The organism is Pseudomonas sp. ATCC 13867, from assembly GCF_000349845.1.
In the GTDB taxonomy this organism is placed as follows: domain Bacteria; phylum Pseudomonadota; class Gammaproteobacteria; order Pseudomonadales; family Pseudomonadaceae; genus Pseudomonas.
Window position 1 is genome coordinate 139807 of record NC_020829.1, and the last position, 17988, is coordinate 157794.

General features: G+C 65.3%; 17 protein-coding genes. 4 read left to right on the forward strand and 13 right to left on the reverse strand.

Translation table 11 applies throughout. The features are described from left to right. Positions 1–6: 6 nt before the first annotated feature. From H681_RS00625 to H681_RS00650, 6 genes are all read right to left on the reverse strand, one after another. Complete coding sequence (locus H681_RS00625; protein ID WP_015474897.1) at positions 7–1125, reverse strand: Re/Si-specific NAD(P)(+) transhydrogenase subunit alpha; 1119 nt, start codon at positions 1123–1125, stop codon at positions 7–9. Between the two features lie 612 nt (positions 1126–1737). Then, positions 1738–2373: an SCO family protein gene (locus H681_RS00630; RefSeq protein WP_015474898.1), complete on the reverse strand. Its 636-nt coding sequence runs from the start codon at positions 2371–2373 to the stop codon at positions 1738–1740. A 140-nt stretch (positions 2374–2513) separates the two neighbouring features. Beyond that, positions 2514–3416 carry a heme o synthase gene (cyoE, locus tag H681_RS00635; RefSeq protein ID WP_015474899.1) on the reverse strand — a complete coding sequence of 301 codons (903 nt, stop codon included), beginning with the start codon at positions 3414–3416 and terminating at the stop codon, positions 2514–2516. Between the two features lie 82 nt (positions 3417–3498). Beyond that, complete coding sequence (locus H681_RS00640) at positions 3499–4572, reverse strand: COX15/CtaA family protein (RefSeq protein WP_015474900.1); 1074 nt, start codon at positions 4570–4572, stop codon at positions 3499–3501. 61 nt (positions 4573–4633) lie between these two features. Further along, a complete protein-coding gene (locus H681_RS00645) occupies positions 4634–5197 on the reverse strand; it encodes a hypothetical protein (RefSeq protein WP_015474901.1) in 564 nt (187 codons plus the stop codon). Beyond that, a complete protein-coding gene (locus tag H681_RS00650) occupies positions 5175–5954 on the reverse strand; it encodes an SURF1 family protein (RefSeq protein ID WP_015474902.1) in 780 nt (259 codons plus the stop codon). Before H681_RS00650 ends, H681_RS00645 begins: the two co-directional genes overlap by 23 nt. Before the next feature lie 44 nt (positions 5955–5998). Here H681_RS00650 and H681_RS00655 point away from each other — a divergent pair, with 44 nt between their 5' ends. Further along, entirely contained in the window at positions 5999–6208 is a 210-nt protein-coding gene (locus H681_RS00655; protein WP_015474903.1) for a twin transmembrane helix small protein, read from the forward strand. Positions 6209–6272: 64 nt separating this feature from the next. Here H681_RS00655 and H681_RS00660 read toward each other — a convergent pair whose 3' ends face one another. The 4 genes from H681_RS00660 to coxB all read right to left on the reverse strand — a co-directional run bounded on the left by H681_RS00660 (position 6273) and on the right by coxB (position 10589). Next, entirely contained in the window at positions 6273–7160 is an 888-nt protein-coding gene (locus H681_RS00660; RefSeq protein ID WP_015474904.1) for a cytochrome c oxidase subunit 3, read from the reverse strand. 22 nt (positions 7161–7182) lie between these two features. Further along, positions 7183–7740 (reverse strand): cytochrome c oxidase assembly protein, encoded by a 558-nt coding sequence (locus H681_RS00665; protein ID WP_015474905.1) that lies wholly within the window; start codon positions 7738–7740, stop codon positions 7183–7185. 118 nt (positions 7741–7858) lie between these two features. Then, on the reverse strand, positions 7859–9454 hold the full coding sequence (gene ctaD, locus H681_RS00670) for a cytochrome c oxidase subunit I (protein ID WP_015474906.1): 1596 nt from the start codon (positions 9452–9454) through the stop codon (positions 7859–7861). 10 nt (positions 9455–9464) lie between these two features. Then, complete coding sequence (gene coxB / locus H681_RS00675; protein ID WP_015474907.1) at positions 9465–10589, reverse strand: cytochrome c oxidase subunit II; 1125 nt, start codon at positions 10587–10589, stop codon at positions 9465–9467. Between the two features lie 418 nt (positions 10590–11007). Here coxB and H681_RS00680 point away from each other — a divergent pair, with 418 nt between their 5' ends. Beyond that, positions 11008–11646: a hypothetical protein gene (locus H681_RS00680; RefSeq protein WP_015474908.1), complete on the forward strand. Its 639-nt coding sequence runs from the start codon at positions 11008–11010 to the stop codon at positions 11644–11646. 82 nt (positions 11647–11728) lie between these two features. Here H681_RS00680 and H681_RS00685 read toward each other — a convergent pair whose 3' ends face one another. The 3 genes from H681_RS00685 to H681_RS00695 all read right to left on the reverse strand — a co-directional run bounded on the left by H681_RS00685 (position 11729) and on the right by H681_RS00695 (position 15585). Next, positions 11729–12445: a carbonic anhydrase gene (locus tag H681_RS00685; protein WP_015474909.1), complete on the reverse strand. Its 717-nt coding sequence runs from the start codon at positions 12443–12445 to the stop codon at positions 11729–11731. Between the two features lie 214 nt (positions 12446–12659). Beyond that, complete coding sequence (locus H681_RS00690) at positions 12660–13718, reverse strand: PA0069 family radical SAM protein (protein ID WP_015474910.1); 1059 nt, start codon at positions 13716–13718, stop codon at positions 12660–12662. Between the two features lie 244 nt (positions 13719–13962). Continuing rightward, on the reverse strand, positions 13963–15585 hold the full coding sequence (locus tag H681_RS00695) for an inorganic phosphate transporter (RefSeq protein ID WP_015474911.1): 1623 nt from the start codon (positions 15583–15585) through the stop codon (positions 13963–13965). A gap of 338 nt (positions 15586–15923) precedes the next feature. Between H681_RS00695 and H681_RS00700 the strand changes: the two genes are divergently transcribed. Beyond that, the gene (locus H681_RS00700; RefSeq protein ID WP_015474912.1) at positions 15924–17060 is read left to right on the forward strand and encodes a hypothetical protein; all 1137 of its coding nucleotides are present in this window, start codon (positions 15924–15926) and stop codon (positions 17058–17060) included. A gap of 86 nt (positions 17061–17146) precedes the next feature. Beyond that, positions 17147–17791, forward strand: a complete 645-nt coding sequence (locus H681_RS00705; RefSeq protein ID WP_015474913.1) for an HAD family hydrolase — start codon at positions 17147–17149, stop codon at positions 17789–17791. Positions 17792–17988: the final 197 nt, after the last annotated feature.

Genomic DNA, 17988 nt, shown 5'->3' on the forward strand with positions numbered 1-17988 from the left:
AGGGCTTCAGCCGTTCTTGCGCACGATCTGGCCGTCACGGCACATCAGGCACGCGGCGACGATGTCGTCTTCCAGGTTCACCGTGAAGCCTTCGGCGGTCAGGGTGAGCTTGAGGAAGTCGAGCAGGTTGCGTGCGTAGAGTGCGGAGGCGTCCGCCGGCACCAGCGCGGCCAGATTGCTCAGGCCGACGATGGTCACGCCGTGCTTGACCACGACCTGGTCGGCCTCGGTCAGTGGGCAGTTGCCGCCCTGGGATGCCGCGAGGTCGATGACCACCGAGCCCGGCTTCATTTCGGCGACAGTCGCTTCATGCAGCAGGGTCGGTGCCTTGCGGCCCGGGATCAGTGCGGTGGTGATGACGATGTCCGACTGCTTGGCGCGCTCGTGCACGGCCTTGGCCTGGCGCTCCATCCACGAGGCCGGCATCGGGCGGGCGTAACCGCCAACGCCTTCGGCGCACTCGCGCTCTTCATCGGTCTCGTAGGGCACGTCGACGAACTTGGCGCCCAGGGACTCGATCTGCTCCTTCACCGCCGGGCGTACATCCGACGCTTCGATCACCGCACCCAGGCGCTTGGCCGTGGCGATGGCCTGCAGGCCGGCAACGCCGGCGCCGAGGATCAGCACGCGGGCGGCCTTGACGGTGCCGGCGGCGGTCATCAGCATGGGCATGAAGCGCGGGTAATGGTTGGCGGCGAGCATCACGGCCTTGTAGCCGGCGATGTTGGCTTGGGAGGAGAGCACGTCCAGGCTCTGCGCGCGGGAAGTACGCGGCGCGGCCTCGAGGGCGAAGGCGGTGACACCGCGTTCGGCCATGCGGGCGATATTCTCGTTGTTGAACGGGTTGAGCATGCCGATCAGCACGGTACCCGGCTTCATCTGCGCCAGCTCGCTTTCGCTGGGCGCGACAACCTTCAGCACAAGCTCTGCACCGAAGGCATCGGCGGCAGTGCCGATCTTCGCGCCAACGGCCTCAAAGGCGGCATCCGGTTGGCTGGCGCTGACGCCCGCTCCACTCTGGATGACGACCTGATGGCCCTGCCCGATCAGTTTCTTGACCGTCTCCGGCGTTGCTGCGACCCGCGTCTCACCGGCTTGGGTCTCGAGGGGTACACCGATCTGCACTTGCAAATCTCCTGCGTGATCCTGGATGGTCCGGGTTACTACGTTGGCGACCCGGGTTATCGAACTGGCAACGGTCTAATTCTTGTTCTGAGACCGGGTTGTGACCCGGTGGCCGCGGCATTCTGCAATTGAACCTGGGTGGCTTCAAGGAGTTCTGGAGTGGTACGAAGCGATAACTACAAGTCACGTTCAGACCTGCAGTTTTCCAGTCTTCACCACAGCCGCGTGGGCCTTGGTGCCTAGCCTAATTGCCTATTGTGACCGGACGGAAATGTCATCCTCGCCGTGAATGACCACCCATCAGAGGCTCCCCTACCCACCGAAAGGCCCGTTAATCCTGCAACAGGCTCAGGCATAGGTGTTAATTAATGTTTCTAATATGGAGTATGAGTCATTACTGATATCTGGATTCCTGTAGCAGATTTTTTACATTGACTACGGGGTCAGGAAATCTCTTGGGAGGCTTCAAGTCCGCGTATTGCACCGGATCAGGGCCTGAGGATGAGGTTTAGCAGAAAGTTCGCGGTTGTCTTGCCGGAGTGGGAATGACACGGAAAAAACAACGGCCACCGTTATCGGGTGGCCGTGGGGGGTGAGACACGGTGTCGCGGGTCAGTTGCTGGCGCTGATCACGCTGGGCAGCTGGGCCGCGAGCTTGTCGTTGTGCAGCGGGGCGCGGATGAAGCCGTGCTGGGTGCCGTCCGGACCGATGATGACCAGGTTGCCGCTGTGGTCGACGGTGTAGTTGGGCTTGCTGGTGTCGGCCGGGATGTAGGGGATGCTCATGGCGTTGGCCAGCTTCTGCACGTTCTCTTCCGAGCCGGTGATGCCCTTGAAGCCGGCGTTGAAGAAACCGAGGTATTCCTTGATGCGCGGCGCGGTATCGCGGTGCGGGTCGACGCTGACGAATACTACCTGCAGGTTCTTCAACGCTTCCGGCGGCAGCTTGGTCTGCAGCTCGCGCAGTTGCGCCAGGGTGGTGGGGCAGACGTCCGGGCAGAAGGTGTAGCCGAAGAACAGCAGGGACCACTTGTCCTTCAGGCTGGCAGTCTGGAACGGCTGGCCGTCCTGGTCGGTGAAGGCGAGGTCGGGGACGCTGCGGGTCTGCGGCAGGATCACGATGCCGGCGTCGAGCAGCACGGTCGGGTCGAGCTGGTAGCGCTGGTTGAGCACCTTCTGGACGGTGAGGCCGAGGATCAGGGCGACGATGGCGACGAGGATGAAGACGGTCTTGTTGACTCGGGTCATGGGGTTCTCGTGGGTCGGGACGTCTGGGCTTGAGGCTGCTGTTCGTGCCGTGCCGGTGCCTGGCAGGGGAGCGGCGATGTTCGCGAGCAAGCTCGCTCCTACAGGGAGTTCCGTGTAGCAGCGAGCTTGCTCGCGAACCCTCAGTAGTTCAGGTGCAGCGGCAGGTAGTGGTCCACCAGCAGCGCGATGAACAGCAGGAACAGGTAGGCGATAGAGTACTTGAAGGTCTTGATCGCCGCATGTGGCCGGCTGCCGCAATAGAGCGCCCAGGCCCAGTCGAGGAAGCGCGCGCCCAGGGCCAGTGCGGCGAACAGGTAGACCAGCCCGGCCATGTGGATGACGAAGGGCATCAGGGTCACGGCGAACAGCACCAGGGTGTAGAACAGGATGTGCAGCTTGGTGTAGTGCTCGCCGTGGGTCACCGGCAGCATCGGGATGTCGGCCTTGGCGTACTCGTCCTTGCGGTGCAGGCACAGCGCCCAGAAGTGCGGCGGGGTCCAGGCGAAGATGATCAGCACCAGCAGCAGCGGTTCGGCGGTAATCTGCCCGGTCACCGCGACCCAGCCCAGCAGCGGCGGGGCGGCGCCGGCGAGGCCGCCGATGACGATGTTCTGCGGCGTGGCGCGCTTGAGGAAGCCGGTATAGAGCGCCGCGTAACCCAGCAGCGAGGCCAGGGTCAGCCAGGCGGTGAGGGCGTTGGTGAACACCAGCAGCACGGCCATCCCGGCCACCGCCAGCAACATGGCGAAGCCCAGGGCGATGGGTGGCGAGACGCGCCCTTCGGCCAGTGGACGCTTGTGGGTGCGCGCCATGATCGAGTCGATGCGCCGGTCCACCACATGGTTCACTGCCGCCGCCGCGCCGGCGCACAGGCCGATGCCGAGGTTGCCGAACACCAGGATCTGCCAGGGCACGCCGGCCTTGGTGGCGAGCAGCATGCCGATCAGCGAGGTGATCAGCATGAGCAGGACCACCTTGGGCTTGGTCAGTTCGAGCAGGTCGCGCCAGCTGGCTTGGCTGGAAGTGCTGGTGACGCTGGCCATGATGATTTCTCCGTCTTCGTGCCGCCTGGATGAATGGAGGCCGGTGCGCCTCGGCGCCGGCCGTCACGCTCAACGTGCAATCTCAACCTTGTGAGGGGTAGGCCACCGGGCGCTCCATCGCGTCCAGGGTGATCGGGCTGCTGGCGGGCAGCTCGACGCGTTGGGTCGCCGGTGCGCGGACCCGGTAGTTCACCAGCACCAGCATCAGCAGCAGAAACGCACCGCCGCCGTTGTGCGCCACCGCCACCGGCAGCGGCAGATGCAGCAGCACGTTGCTGATGCCCAGGCCGATCTGCAGGGACAGCCCCAGCAGCATCAGCGCGGTGATGCCGATCAGGCCGTGGCGCTGGAGGTTCCAGGCCAGCAGCAGGAGCACCGCCGTCACGCCCAGCGCGCCCATGCGATGGGTCATGTGGATGGCCGTGCGGGCGTCGCTGTCGAGTTGGCCGCCGAGGTAGTTGGGACCGATATGCTGGGTGAGGTGGAAACCGTTGGCGAAGTCCATGTTCGGCCACCACTGGCCGTGGCACATCGGCAGGTCGACGCAGGCCACCGCTGCGTAGTTGCTGCTGACCCAGCCGCCGAGGGCGATCTGTCCGATCACCAGCAACAGGGCGACGGCGGCCAGCGCGCGCAGGCGCGCCGGCAGTTGCAGCGGGGCGAAGGCGCCGGACAGGCGCAGGCTGAGCAGGAACAGCAGCGACAGCGTGGTGAAGCCACCGAGCAGGTGTGCGGTGACCACCTGCGGCCAGAGCTTGAGGGTGACCGTCCACATACCGAACGCGGCCTGGGCGATCACCACGCCGAGCAGCAGCAGCGGCAGGCGCAGCGGCTGGCCGTCGCGGCCACGGCGAACCAGCGCATGGATGGCCAGGCCGAGGATCAGCAGGCCCAGGCTGCCGGCGAAGTAGCGGTGGTTCATTTCGTTCCAGCCCTTCTGCGTCTCCACCGGGGTGTCCGGGAAATGCATCTCGGCATGGGCCAACTGCGCTTCGCTGGTCGGCACGTGGACGAAGCCGTAGCAACCGGGCCAGTCCGGGCAGCCGAGGCCGGCGTGGGTCAGGCGGGTGTAGGCGCCCAGCAGGATCACCACGAAGGCCAGCGCCGTCGCCACGATGGCGATGTAGAAGGCGGGTTTGCGTGTTGCCTGGATCATGCGACGCTCCCGGTCTTGTTGTTGTCGTGGGGCTGGCGATGTCTTAGCCGGCAGGCTCTCGTTAACCGATGTTCGAAAGCTTCAGCAGCAACTGCAGGTCCTTGAGGATCGACTTGCCGTCGGTGCCGGCGTCGTAGCGCAGCACCAGGTTGCCGTGGGGGTCGACGATCCACAGTTGCGGCTGGGCGCCGGTGTGCGGGTTGGGCGTCAGGCCCAGGCGCTGCAGGCGCGGGTAGTCCTTGTCGAGCAGGCTGGTGAACTCCGCCGGCAGCGGCTTGGCGAAGGCCAGGACGTGTTCGGCGCGGCTGGCTTCGCGGCCCAGGCCGATGTTGATCTGGCGGGCCAGGTAGACCAGTTGCTGGCAGTCGCTGGCGCAGCTTTCCGGCGCGGTGACCAGCAGTTGCCACTGGTCGCTGGCCTTGTCGTTCTGCACGCCGAGATCGGCCGGGGTCTGCCCGGTGGCGATCAGGTCGCCGTGGTAGCTGCGGCCTTCCGGCACCCAGAACTGCAGCTTGTACATGGCGGTGGCGAGCAGCATCGGCCCCAGCACCATGCCGAGGATCAGCAGCAATTGCACACGGCCACGGCGGCGGGCCGAAGGGTCATTCAGGGTCATGGCGGTCATGGTCGAAGGTCTCCCGTGCGCGACGGATGCCGAGGTAGAGGTAAAGGGCGGACAGTGCGATGGCCAGGGCGAACCACTGCACGGCGTAGCCGACGTGGCGCTCCGGAGGCATGGCGACGATCGGCCAGTCGGTGTCGAAGGCGGCGTCGCCCGGCTCCAGGCGGATCTCCAGCGGGCTGCCTTCGCGGCCGAGCTGGTCCCACAGGAACGGGGCGTCCACCTGGGTAATCAGGCGTGGCCAGCTGGCGAGCGGGGCGCTTGGGCCGGCGGGCGGTGGAACGTAGGTCCAGGCGTCCAGCAGCAGGTCATGGCTGGGCGTGTCGATCTGCGGCGGTGTGCGACGGTCCGGCCAGGCGACCCAGCCCCGGTTGACCAGCAGCCACTGCTGCCCGACGCGGTCGAAGAAGGGTTGCAATACCTCGACGCCGGCGCGACCGCCGCGGGTGCGGTTGTCCAGCAGCATGCTGTGTTCGGCGTCGAGCTGGCCCTGCAGGCGCACCCGCACATAGCTGCGCGGTGGTTGGCGTTCGAGCTCGGCGACGCTGATCGGGTTCTGCTGGCGCTGGGTTTCGGCGGCGGCGAGCAGGGTGCGCTTTTCGGCGGCGCGGGAGAGTTGCCAGAAGCCCAGGCCGATCAGCACCGGCAGCAGCGCGAGCACCACCAGCGTCGGCGCGATGCCGGGCCGGAAGGCGCGCGTGGCGCGGCCTTGCCGTTCTGGATCAGAGCCGTGCTCAGATGCGTGCTGGCTATACTGCAAGACATCCCCCTCAACCCCAGTCCCCTGCGGACAGGAGGCCGGTAGTGCTCAAAGCTGCGATCGTTCTGTTGTTGCTGGCGACCGTCGTAAGTCTGTTCAGTGGCCTGTTCTTTCTGGTCAAGGACGAAGGCCACGGTTCACGGGTGGTCAATGCGCTGACCGTGCGTGTCACCCTCACCGCCCTGACCGTCGCTCTCATCGCCTGGGGTTTCTTCAGCGGCCAACTCGGCAGCTCCGCCCCCTGGCATTTCTAGTTCCGTACTGCTCTTCGTAGGAGCGAGCAAGCTCGCTCCTACAGGTCCCGCAATCCCTCCGGTTTCACAGCACGTAAACGAAGATGAACAGCCCGATCCACACCACGTCGACGAAGTGCCAGTACCAGCTGGCCGCCTCGAAGCCGAAGTGTTTGTCGGCGTCGAAGTGCCCGCGCAGGATGCGGATCAGCATGATGCTCAGCATGATCGCGCCGATGGTCACGTGGGCGCCGTGGAAGCCGGTGAGCATGAAGAAGGTCGCGCCGTAGATGCCCGAGCCCAGGGTCAGGCCCAGCTCGCTGTAGGCCTCGTGGTACTCGTAGGCCTGCAGCACCAGGAAGCAGGCGCCCAGCGCCACGGTCAGCGCCAGCCACAGCTTCAGCGGGCCGCGATGGTTCTTCTTCAGCGCATGGTGGGCGAAGGTCACGGTGAAGCTGGAGGAGACCAGCAGCAGGGTGTTGATCAGCGGCAGCTTCCACGGATCGATCACTTCCCTGGGCGGCGGGAACAGCTTGTTGTCCGGGTTGCTGAGCTGCGGCCAGCCGGTTTCGAACTGCGGCCAGAGCATGTGCGAAATGCCGTGGTGACCTTCGCCGCCCAGCCACGGGTTGACGAAGTGGCGCACGTAGAACAGCGCGCCGAAGAAGGCGGCGAAGAACATCACCTCGGAGAAGATGAACCAGCTCATGCCCCAGCGGAACGAGCGGTCCATCTGCGGACTGTAGAGCCCGCCGCGGCTTTCCTTGATAACGTTGCCGAACCAGCCGAACAGCATGTACGCCAGGATCAACCCGCCGGCGAAGAAGATCCACGGGCCGTGGGAGTGCTCCTTGCCGGCGCTCATGTCGTTCATCCAGGTGCCGACGCCGAACAGCGTCACCAGCATGCCGATGGTGGCGATGATCGGCCACTTGCTCTGCGCGGGGACGTAATAGGGATCGTGGGTTGCCATTGTTCTTGTTCTCCTTTGCCCTTCAGCGCTCGTTACTGGCCACGGGCGGCTTGCGGGCAGTGATGTCGAACAGCGTGTAAGCCAGCGTCAGGTGACGCACATCCTTGGGCAGGTCGCGGTCGACGATGAAGCGCACCGGCATTTCGATGCGCTCGCCCGGCTGCAGCACCTGCTGGGTGAAGCAGAAGCATTCGGTCTTGTGGAAGTAGGTGGCCGCCACCGACGGCGCGATGCTCGGGATCGCCTGGGCGGTCATCGGCTTGTCGGTGGGGTTGCGGGCGACGAACAGCATCTGGTTCACCGCGCCCGGATGCACCACCAACTGGTCCGACTCGGGGTGGAACTCCCAGACCATGTCGATGTTGTTGTTGGCGACGAACTGGATCTTCACCTCGCGCGACTGATCGACCACCTGGCCGTCGCCCTGGTAGGCGCTGCCGGAGGTCTTGCCGTTGATGCCCAGTGCCTTGCACATCACGTCGTACAGCGGCACCAGGGCGAAGCCGAAGGCGAACATGGCGACCACGGCTATGACCAGCCGGGTCACCAGCTTGCGCGTTTCGATGTTGCCGTCGCTCATGGGGCGATTCCTCTACCTGTAGGAGCGTGGGGGCGCCTAGCTCTTGCTCGCGAACCGCTTGATGCCTTGGCCTCCGGGAGGCCCGTTCGCGAGCAAGCTCGCTCCTACACGTTCGTGCTTACTTCACTTCCGGAGGGGTGGTGAAGGTGTGGTAAGGCGCCGGCGAGGGAATGGTCCACTCCAGGCCCTCCGCGCCATCCCACGGCTTGGCCGGTGCCGGCTTGCCGCCCTTGATGCACTTGATGACGATGAACAGGAACAGCAACTGCGTGGTACCGAACATGAAGGCGCCGATGGACGAAACCATGTTGAAGTCGGCGAACTGCAGGTTGTAGTCAGGAATCCGCCGCGGCATGCCGGCAAGCCCGACGAAGTGCATCGGGAAGAACGCCAGGTTCATGCCGATGAAGCTCATCCAGAAGTGCAGCTTGCCCAGGGTCTCGTCGTACATGTGGCCGGTCCACTTCGGCAGCCAGTAGTAGGCCGAGGCGAAGATGCCGAAGATCGCGCCGGGCACCAGCACGTAGTGGAAGTGCGCCACCACGAAGTAGGTGTCCTGGTACTGGAAGTCCGCCGGGGCGATGGCCAGCATCAGCCCGGAGAAGCCGCCGATGGTGAACAGGATGACGAAGGCCACGGCGAACAGCATCGGCGTCTCGAAGGTCAGCGAGCCCTGCCACATGGTCGACGCCCAGTTGAACACCTTCACCCCGGTGGGCACGGCGATCAGCATGGTCGCGTACATGAAGAACAGCTCGCCCACCAGCGGGATGCCCACCACGAACATGTGGTGCGCCCACACGACGAAGGACAGGAAGGCGATCGAGGCGGTGGCGTAGACCATCGAGGTGTAGCCGAACAGCGGCTTGCGGCTGAAGGCCGGGATGATCGAGCTGACGGCGCCGAACGCCGGCAGGATCATGATGTACACCTCGGGGTGGCCGAAGAACCAGAACACGTGCTGGAACAGCACCGGGTCGCCGCCGCCGGCCGCGCTGAAGAAGCTGGTGCCGAAGTGGATGTCCATCAGCATCATGGTCACGCAACCGGCCAATACCGGCATCACCGCGATCAGCAGGAAGGCGGTGATCAGCCAGGTCCAGACGAACAGCGGCATCTTCATCAGCGTCATGCCCGGGGCGCGCAGGTTGAGGATGGTGGCGATCACGTTGATCGCGCCCATGATCGAACTCATGCCCATCAGGTGGATGGCGAAGATGAAGAAGGTCACGCTGTGCGGCGCGAAGGTGGTGGACAACGGCGCGTAGAAGGTCCAGCCGAAGTTCGGACCGCCGCCGGGCATGAACAGGGTGCTCACCAGCAGGCCGAAGGCCGCCGGCAGCAGCCAGAAGCTGAAGTTGTTCATGCGTGGCAGGGCCATGTCCGGCGCGCCGATCATCAGCGGCACCATCCAGTTGGCCAGGCCGACGAAGGCCGGCATCACCGCGCCGAAGACCATCACCAGGCCGTGCATGGTGGTCATCTGATTGAAGAACGCCGGCTCGACGATCTGCAGGCCCGGCTGGAACAGTTCGGCGCGGATCACCATGGCGAACGAGCCGCCGAGCAGGAAGGCGCAGAAGCTGAACCACAGGTACAGCGTGCCGATGTCCTTGTGGTTGGTGGTCAGTACCCAGCGCATCAGGCCCTTGGCGGGGCCGTGGTGGTGGTCGCCGGCGTGAGAATGGTCGGGGTGATCGATCACGGCACTCATCGCGGCCTCCTTATTGTTGTTTCTGCTTGTAGGCGACCACTTCCTGCGGGGTCACCATGTCGCCGTCGTCGTTGCCCCAGGCGTTGCGCTCGTAGGTGATCACCGCAGCGATATCCACCTCCGAGAGCTGCTTGCCGAAGGCCGCCATTGCCGTGCCCTGGACGCCGTTGAACACGGTCTCCAGGTGGTGCTCCTTGGGCCCGGTGACGATCTTCGAGCCCTTGAGCGCCGGGAACATCGGCGGCATGCCCTGGCCCTCGGCCTGGTGACAGGCGGCGCAGATGGTGTGGTAGACCTTGTCGCCGCGGGCGACCAGCTCTTCCTTCGTCCATTCCTTGCTGGTCAGCTCCTTGAGCTTGACCGCCTCTTCCTTGCGCTCGGCCAGCCACTTGTCGAAGTCGGGCTTGGACTTCACGTCCACCACGATGGGCATGAAACCGTGGTCCTTGCCGCACAGCTCGGCGCACTGGCCACGGTAGATGCCGGGCTGGTCGACCTTGGTCCAGGCCTCGTTGACGAAGCCGGGGATGGCGTCGCGCTTGACCGCGAAGGCCGGCACCCACCAGGAGTGGATCACGTCGCTGGAGGTGACCAGGAAGCGCACCTTGACCCCGGCCGGCAGCACCAGCGGGTTGTCCACCTCCAGCAGGTAGTGCTCGTCCTTGTCGGCCTTGTTGTGGATCTGGTCCTGGGGCGTGGCGAGGTTGGAGAAGAACTCCACGTCCTGGCCCAGGTACTTGTACTGCCACTTCCACTGGTAGCCGGTGACCTGCACGTCCAGCTCGGGCTCCGAGGTGTCGTACATGTGGATCAGCGTCTTGGTGGCCGGGACGGCCATCACCACCAGGATCAGGAAGGGAATCACCGTCCAGAGGATTTCCACCGTGGTGCTCTCGTGGAAATGCGCGGGCTGCTGCCCGGTGGACCGGCGATGGACGAGCATCGACCAGAACATCGCGCCGAAGACGATGATGCCGATGACCACACAGATCCAGAAGATGGTCATGTGCAGGTCGAAGACGTTACGGCTGACTTCCGTCGCACCGGGGGCCATGTTGACCGTCCAGGCGGCGTTTGCCTGACTGAAAGCCAAGAGCAAAAGGAAGCCCATCCAGACTCGTGGATGTCGCAGCATTCGGGTTCCCCTTATCGTTGTTTTTATCCCGCCGGCATAGCGCCCTGGCTGCGATCCCCATTCCAGAGGGATCGAGCCTGAACAAGCCAACGGCCAAGGGAGTGACCGCCAAGACAACTTACTTTGACGTCGTACCTCGGCAGCACGCAGAGCAGGCCGGGTCCATCAGGTTTTCGGTGTGTCGAAGCGGAGTATAGCCACGGGTTGCGACATAACAACGCAGATTAAAAAACCCTGTCTAAAGACCGAAGAGTGATCTCAAAGCCACGGCCGACGCGGCTTTGGAGTACCATGATGGCGGGGTGATATGCCGGGACGGCATAAACACTTCATGAATATGACAATCGCGTCTTAGCTGCAGCCGGACGCCGGCTAAGGTCTTTCTTCACTTTCCAAAACCCGTTGTCTTGGAGTTGTCATGAATACCGCTGCGTTGCGTGAGTTGATCCAGAACGCCCATCTGCTCGAGTCCCGTCATGGCCATCTTTCCCGACTGATCCAATCCCAGCTCGAAGGGCTGCACCCGAGCATCAGTCTGGCCGGAGAAGATGCCAGTGGCACCCTGACACGCTTCGTGCATGCCTATATCGAGCAGGTGCCGGACTTTCTCGATGCCGCCGCCAGCGTGGCGCGCGAGGCCGGTATCGAGGCGTGGATCAAGCCGGTGCTGAAGCTGGCCGAGCAGTTCTTCCTCACCCCGCCGACGCTGCTCGATGGCCACGATGGCCTGGACGCCCTGCTGGACGAGGCCTACCTCGCCCATCGCCTGGTGGAAGAGGTGAACGACCGCTACATAGCCCACTTCAACCAGCCGCTGATCCCGCTGGACACCACGGTGGCCAACCTGGTGGCGCACCAACTGATCGGCGAGCCGTTCGCCAACCAGCTGGACGAGGCCGTGCACCACGCGGTGGACGGTATGCTCGACGACGGCGCCTTCGCCTCGGACGCGGCGCAGAGTTACCGCGCGCGCCTGAACGATCCGCAGGTGGTGATGGCGTGGCAGCAGTGGCCGTGCCTGTCTCGCCAGTTCGGTGTGGAGCTGCGCCTGCGCTAGAGCGGCGCGTGGGGACGAGGGGAAGAGCGATGCCGGATGGGGGCCGACGGCGCCCGCAAGGCCGCCAGCCCCGGAGGGTGCGTCACTGCGGCGAGTAGCGCGGCCGCGGCGTGGCCATCGGAATCGGGCCTTCGCCGTCCAGCGGACGGAAACGGCCCTGCTCGGCGTCGTAGCCCTTGATGGCGCTGGACTCGATGTCATAGACCCAACCGTGGATGAACAGCTGGCCGCTGGCGATGCGCGCGGCTACCGACGGGTGGGTTTTCAGGTGGTCGAGCTGGGCGACCACGTTCTCCTCGGTGAGAACCTCCAGGTGCTCGTGGGTCGCGCAGCCACAGGTTTGTGCGACCACGGTGCGGGCGACTTCCGCGTGACGCAGCCAGGCCTTCACCGTCGGCATGCTTTCCAGGGTCTGCGGGTCCAGCACTGCCTTCATCGCGCCGCAGTCGGAATGGCCGCAGACGATGATGTGCTGCACGCCCAGTGCCATCACCGCGAACTCGATGGCGGTGGACACGCCGCCGTTCATCTGGCCATAGGGCGGCACCACGTTGCCGACGTTGCGGGTGACGAACAGGTCGCCCGGCAGGCTCTGGGTGATCAGCTCCGGGACGATGCGCGAGTCGGCACAGGTAATGAACATCGCGCGCGGGTTCTGCGCGTGGGCCAGCTTCTTGAACAGCTCCTTCTGCTGCGGAAAGACCTCCTGGCGGAAGTGCTGGAAGCCCTCCACGATTCGCCGCAGCGCCTCGTCCGCGCTCTCGTGGGCCTGATCCTCACCGTGCGTTTTATCGTTCATATATCAGCCTCGAAGAATGACGACGAATTTTCTTATGCTTGCCGACGCCCTTCTGTAGGAGAAAAGGCACACCTTTCATGGAAAAAATGTCGAAGTCGTTAGCCCTGATTCGAGCGAAATCCGCTGGCGTGAAGCGTAAAGCAAAACCCTGCCAGGGCCTCGTGATGGTTGTTTGCACGATGCTTCACCCGCGCTCCGGCGCGGGGTGTATGGGTCAGAACAGGCTCATCTGACTGTGCGGCGGGGCGAAGGCCGTGCAGTCCAGGCCGAATCCGCCGCGCCGGTTCAATCCAAGGCGGCGCAGGGCGACCTCGAAACGCTTGGCCAGCAGCTCGGCGAACGGTCCTTCGCCACGGAAGCGGTGCCCGAAGCGGCTGTCGTGGATTTCCCCGCCGCGTACCTGGCGGATCAGGCTCATCACATGGTTGGCGCGCTGCGGGTAGTGCGCCGCCAGCCATTCCTCGAACAGCGCTCCGACTTCCCGCGGCAGGCGCAGCAGCATGTAGCTGGCGCTCTGCGCCCCGGCGTGGTGCGCCGCTTCCAGCAGGGCCTCCAGCTCGCGGTCGTTGATCATCGGGATCATCGGCGAGCACAGCACCCCTACCGGAATGCCCTGGCCGCGCAATACGCGGATCGCCCGCAAGCGCGCGGACGGCGCGGCGGCGCGGGGTTCGAGGATGCGTTTGAGCTCGTCGTCCAGGGTGGTCAGGCTGATCATCACCCCGACCAGGTTCAGCTTCGCCATTTCGCTCAGTAGATCGAGGTCGCGCAGGATCAGCGAGCCCTTGGTGACGATGGTCACCGGGTGCCTGAAACGCAGCAGTACCTCGAGGATCTGCCGGGTCAGCCGCTGCTGGCGCTCGATGGGCTGGTACGGGTCGGTGTTGGCGCCCAGGTTGATCGGCGCACAGACGTAGCCAGGCTTGCTCAGCTCCTGTTCCAGCACGGCGGCGGCGTTGGTCTTGGCGATCAGCCGGGTCTCGAAGTCCAGCCCCGGCGAGAGGTCCCAGTAGGCGTGGCTGGGCCGCGCGTAGCAGTAGATGCAGCCGTGCTCGCAACCGCGGTAGGGGTTGATCGAGCGGTCGAACGGCAGATCCGGCGACTGGTTGCGGGAGATCACCGTCTTCGCCAGCTCGTTGCGGATTTCGGTCACCTGGGGCTTGGGGACTTCATCGAGCCAGTCGTTATCCACAGGCACCGAGGTGGTCGGTGCGAAGCGGTTGTGCGGATTGCTGGCGGTACCACGGCCGCGGGGTGGGAGCTGAGTGGTCATGTGGGAAGGCCCTGAGGGATAGCTGTATATAAATACAGTAATCCATGGGGTTTTCCACAGCCAGCCTGAACTGCCGGATGGTCGCGGTTCGCTGCGCCGTGGCTGGCGGGCGCCGGCTTTTCGTAGGAGCGAGCTTGCTCGCGAACCGCCCAACACAAGAGCTCCCGGTAGCCTCGTTCGCGAGCAAGGACTGGGCGTCCCCCTCGGTCCTACAGGTGTACATCCTTGTTGGTCCGCAAGTGAATCAAAGCACCCGTGCAAACACCCAGTACAACCCCGCCGCCAGTCCGATGGCCGCCGGCAGGGTGAGCACCCAGGCCAGCAGCATGTTGCGGATGGTCGGCCACTGCAGGCCGCTGCCGCTGGCGGCCATCGTGCCCGCCACCCCGGAAGACAGCACATGGGTGGTGGACACCGGCAGGCCGAAGCCGTCGGCGGCGCCGATGGTGAGCATCGCCACCAACTGTGCGGCGGCGCCCTGGGCGTAGGTCAGCGGCGCCTTGCCGATGCCTTCGCCCACGGTGGTGACGATGCGCCGCCAGCCCACCAGGGTGCCCAGGCCCAGCGCCAGGGCGACGGCGACCTTCACCCACACGGGAATGAAGCGGATCGTCTGCTCGCCCTCGGCGCGCAGTGCCTGCAGGGTGCTCCAGGTTTCCAGGTCGACGTGCTGCTGGCTGTGATCCAGCAGGCGGATGGTTTCCAGGCTCAGGTACAGGTCGTTGCGCAGGGCCTGGACTTCGTTGCCGGGAACCCTGGCGATCTCGCCGTGCTGTTGCAGGCGCGCGGCGACGTCGCCGACGACGATGGCCAGCGACGGCAGCAGGTCCGGCCCGACGTGCTGGTCCTCCTGATAGGACAGCAGGACCTGGCGGGGATCGTCGCTGACGGTACCGCCGGCGTGCTGCAACTGGGCCTGGCTGGCTTGTGCCAGGTTCAACAGCTGGTGGGTCTGTTCCGGGGAGTAGCTGCGATCCACGGCGAACGCCAGGGGAACGGTGGCGATCAGGATGAGCATGATCAGGCCGATGCCTTTCTGCCCGTCGTTCGAACCGTGGGCGAAGGAGACGCCGGTGCAGGTGACGATCAGCAGCCCGCGAATCCACCAGGGTGGTGGCGTGCGCCCTTCGGGCGAGCGGAACAGCGTGCGATTGCGGATGCCCGCGCTCATCGCCCGCAGCAGCACGAAGGCGCTGAAGAAGCCGACCACTGGCGAGAGCAGCAGCGCATAGCCCACCGTCAGCAACTGCGACCAGGCGCTGCCGGAGAGGCCCAGGTGCCCGGCCATCGCACCGTGGGCCAGGCCGACGCCGACGATGGAGCCGATCAGCGTGTGCGACGAGGAGACGGGCAGCCCCAGCCACCAGGTACCGAGGTTCCACAGGATCGAGGCGATCAACAGGGCGAAGATCATTGCCAGGCCCGCGCTGCTGTTCACTTCCAGCAACAGGTCCAGCGGTAGCAGCGAGACGATGGCGAAGGCCACCGCGCCGCTGGAGAACAGCACGCCGAGGAAATTCCACAGCCCCGACCAGGCCACCGCGAAACGCGGCGGCAGGGCGTTGGTGTAGATCACCGTGGCCACGGCGTTGGCGGTGTCGTGGAAGCCGTTGATGAACTCGAAGCCCAGCGCCACCAGCAGCGCGACGGCCAGGATCAGCATCGGCCAGCCCGGTTGCAGCAAGGTGCCGCTGGCGCGGATGTCCTGGCCGAGGCTGACGAAGGTGAACACCAGGGCGCCGGCCAACAACAGGAAAAAGGTCAGGCGACCCTTGAAGTCGTGGGTTTCGCGCAGTACGGGGCTGATCGGGAACTGGGTCAGGCGCGAGGCGCGCATCACTTCCAGCAGGCCATAGCGGTCAAGCACGGTAGTGGCGCTCCCTCCGGGGCATGAGTGGGGTGCGGGTCACGGCGGATTCCTTGCAGGGATGCGCTACAGACTAGCCGCCCTGTGGGCGGTTGGAGTCTACGCAGGTCAATCGGCGATGCATTCCCGGCGGCGGCCGGGTGCCGGGCAGGCCGGCGTTACCGCGTTTTCGCCCGCCCGGCGGGGCCGGCGCCATTCGCGGGCAACCGCCGGACGGCCCGCTGGCGCCCAGTCGCGGCCTTATACTGAAGCCTGGATGACCGGACGCCAGCGTGTGCCCGGCCGGGGTCAGGAGCGGGCGGCAGGTCCTTCGGATGCCGTCGAGCCGGCGAGCGGCCATGAACAGTCTGTGTTTCTCCAGCGCCATCTGGCCGCCCTGGCGGCGGCGCGGTGTCCTCGCGTTGCTGCTGCTGGCGCTGGCCGGTTGTTCCCATCGCGCGCCCGAGCCTGTCGCCCCCATCAGCGAAAGCACTTGGCGGCAGGTGGACGCCGACATCGGTGCCGCCTCGCTCTCCGCCACCACCCAGGCCCGCGCCTACGCCGAAGGCGCTATGGAGCACTGGATGGACCTGGTCTACCAGCGCACCGACAGCCAGTTCATCCCCTGGTTTTCCAGCTACTGGACGCAGCAATGGCTGGGCATGAAGGTCGCCTGGTACAAGATGCAGGCCAAGGGCGACCTCGATCCCACGGTGGATCGCCTGGCGGTCTACCTGCAGGACGAGTACCACCAGCAGGTGCTGGTGCCGGTGGCGAAGGAACTCGATCCCGACTCCATCATGGAGACCGCCGCGCGCCGTTATATCGGCGCGCTGCTGGAAGCCCTCGATGCGATTCCCCAGCGCCGTGGCGTTCCGCAGAAGGTCTTCGACGAACACCTGAAGGGGATTCCGGCGATCACCCTCGGCCCGCCGTCGAGTCGCGACGCCTCGCTGTATGACGTGGTGCGCGCCAAGGATGTCGGCCAGTTGCCGGCCTTCGCCGCGCTGATGCAGGAGATCCGCAAGGCGGCGGGCAAGGCGGGCGCCGGCACCAGAGTCACCGGGGTGTCCCCGGTGGCCCAGCGCACCAGCGCCAAGCTGGTCAACGAACTCAGGAACCGCAGCATCGCCGGGGTGGTCGCCAGTGCCGCCGGCAAGGTCGCCGGCTCGATCATCTCGGTGGCCTTCACCCTGTTCAGCCTGAGCAGCAACGACCATGACCGGCCCGAGGTGGAAAGCCAGCTGCGCAAGGAGATCAACGCCGCCTTCGACGAGCAGTGGCTGGCGCTGATGCATGACCGGCAGGGCGGGGTGATGGCGGGGGTCGACTACCTCGGCGGACGTGTCCAGCAAAGCCTGACGGGCCAGCTGTCGCAACCGGAGGAGGACGAGGAGGCGACCGACGTGCAGTCCTTCGGCGCCGCGCCAGCCCCGCCCATCGATGCCGGCGGCGGTATTCGCGTGCTGCGCCAGGGTCAGGGCTACGCACCCTGAGCATGACGTTCGGCGCGTGACGCTTCGCGCGCAAGGCCAGGCGCAGTATCCTTGCCGCCCGACTTTCGTGGCCGGACGCTGATCCCATGCATTACCAGAACATCCTTTTCGACCTCGACGGCACCCTCACCGACCCGCGTGAAGGCATTACCCGTTCGATCCAGTACGCCCTCGCCCAGCTCGGCATCGACGAGCCCGACCTGCGCCAGCTCGAACACTTCATCGGCCCGCCGCTGCTGCAGTGCTTCATGAGCACCTATGACTTCGACGAGGCGCGCGCCTGGGAGGCGGTGAACCACTACCGCGTGCGCTTCCAGGACACCGGACTTTACGAGAACAAGGTGTTCGACGGCGTCGGCGAGCTGCTGCAACTGCTCGGCGGCCAGGGCCGCACCCTGTACATCTGCACCAGCAAGCCGACGGTGTTCGCCGCCGAGATCGCCCGGCACTTCGACTTCGCCCGGCATTTCAAGGTGATCTACGGCAGCGAGCTGGATGGCACGCGCACCAACAAGGTCGAGCTGATCGAGCACCTGCTGGATATCGAGCAGCTGGACCTTGGGCAGACGCTGATGATCGGCGACCGCAAGCACGACCTGATCGGCGCGCATCGCAATGGCCTGTCCGCCGCTGGCGTGGGCTATGGCTTCGGCAGCCGTGAAGAGCTGCTGGCGGAAGGCCCGGCGCATTACTTCGCGAGCATGGACGAGCTGCGGGCGGCGTTTGCCTGATACTCCCCGGCCGGGGTTGGTTCGCGAGCAAGCTCGCTCCTACAGGTCCACTGCAGGCTGCTCTTTGTAGGAGCGAGCTTGCTCGCGAATCTGATCTGAAAGCCCGTGTCATGGAATGCCCTCACACCAGCCGGGGCTAGGGTGAGGGGATTTGATCCCGTAGGAGCGGATTCATCCGCGATCCGGCCGGTAGGCCG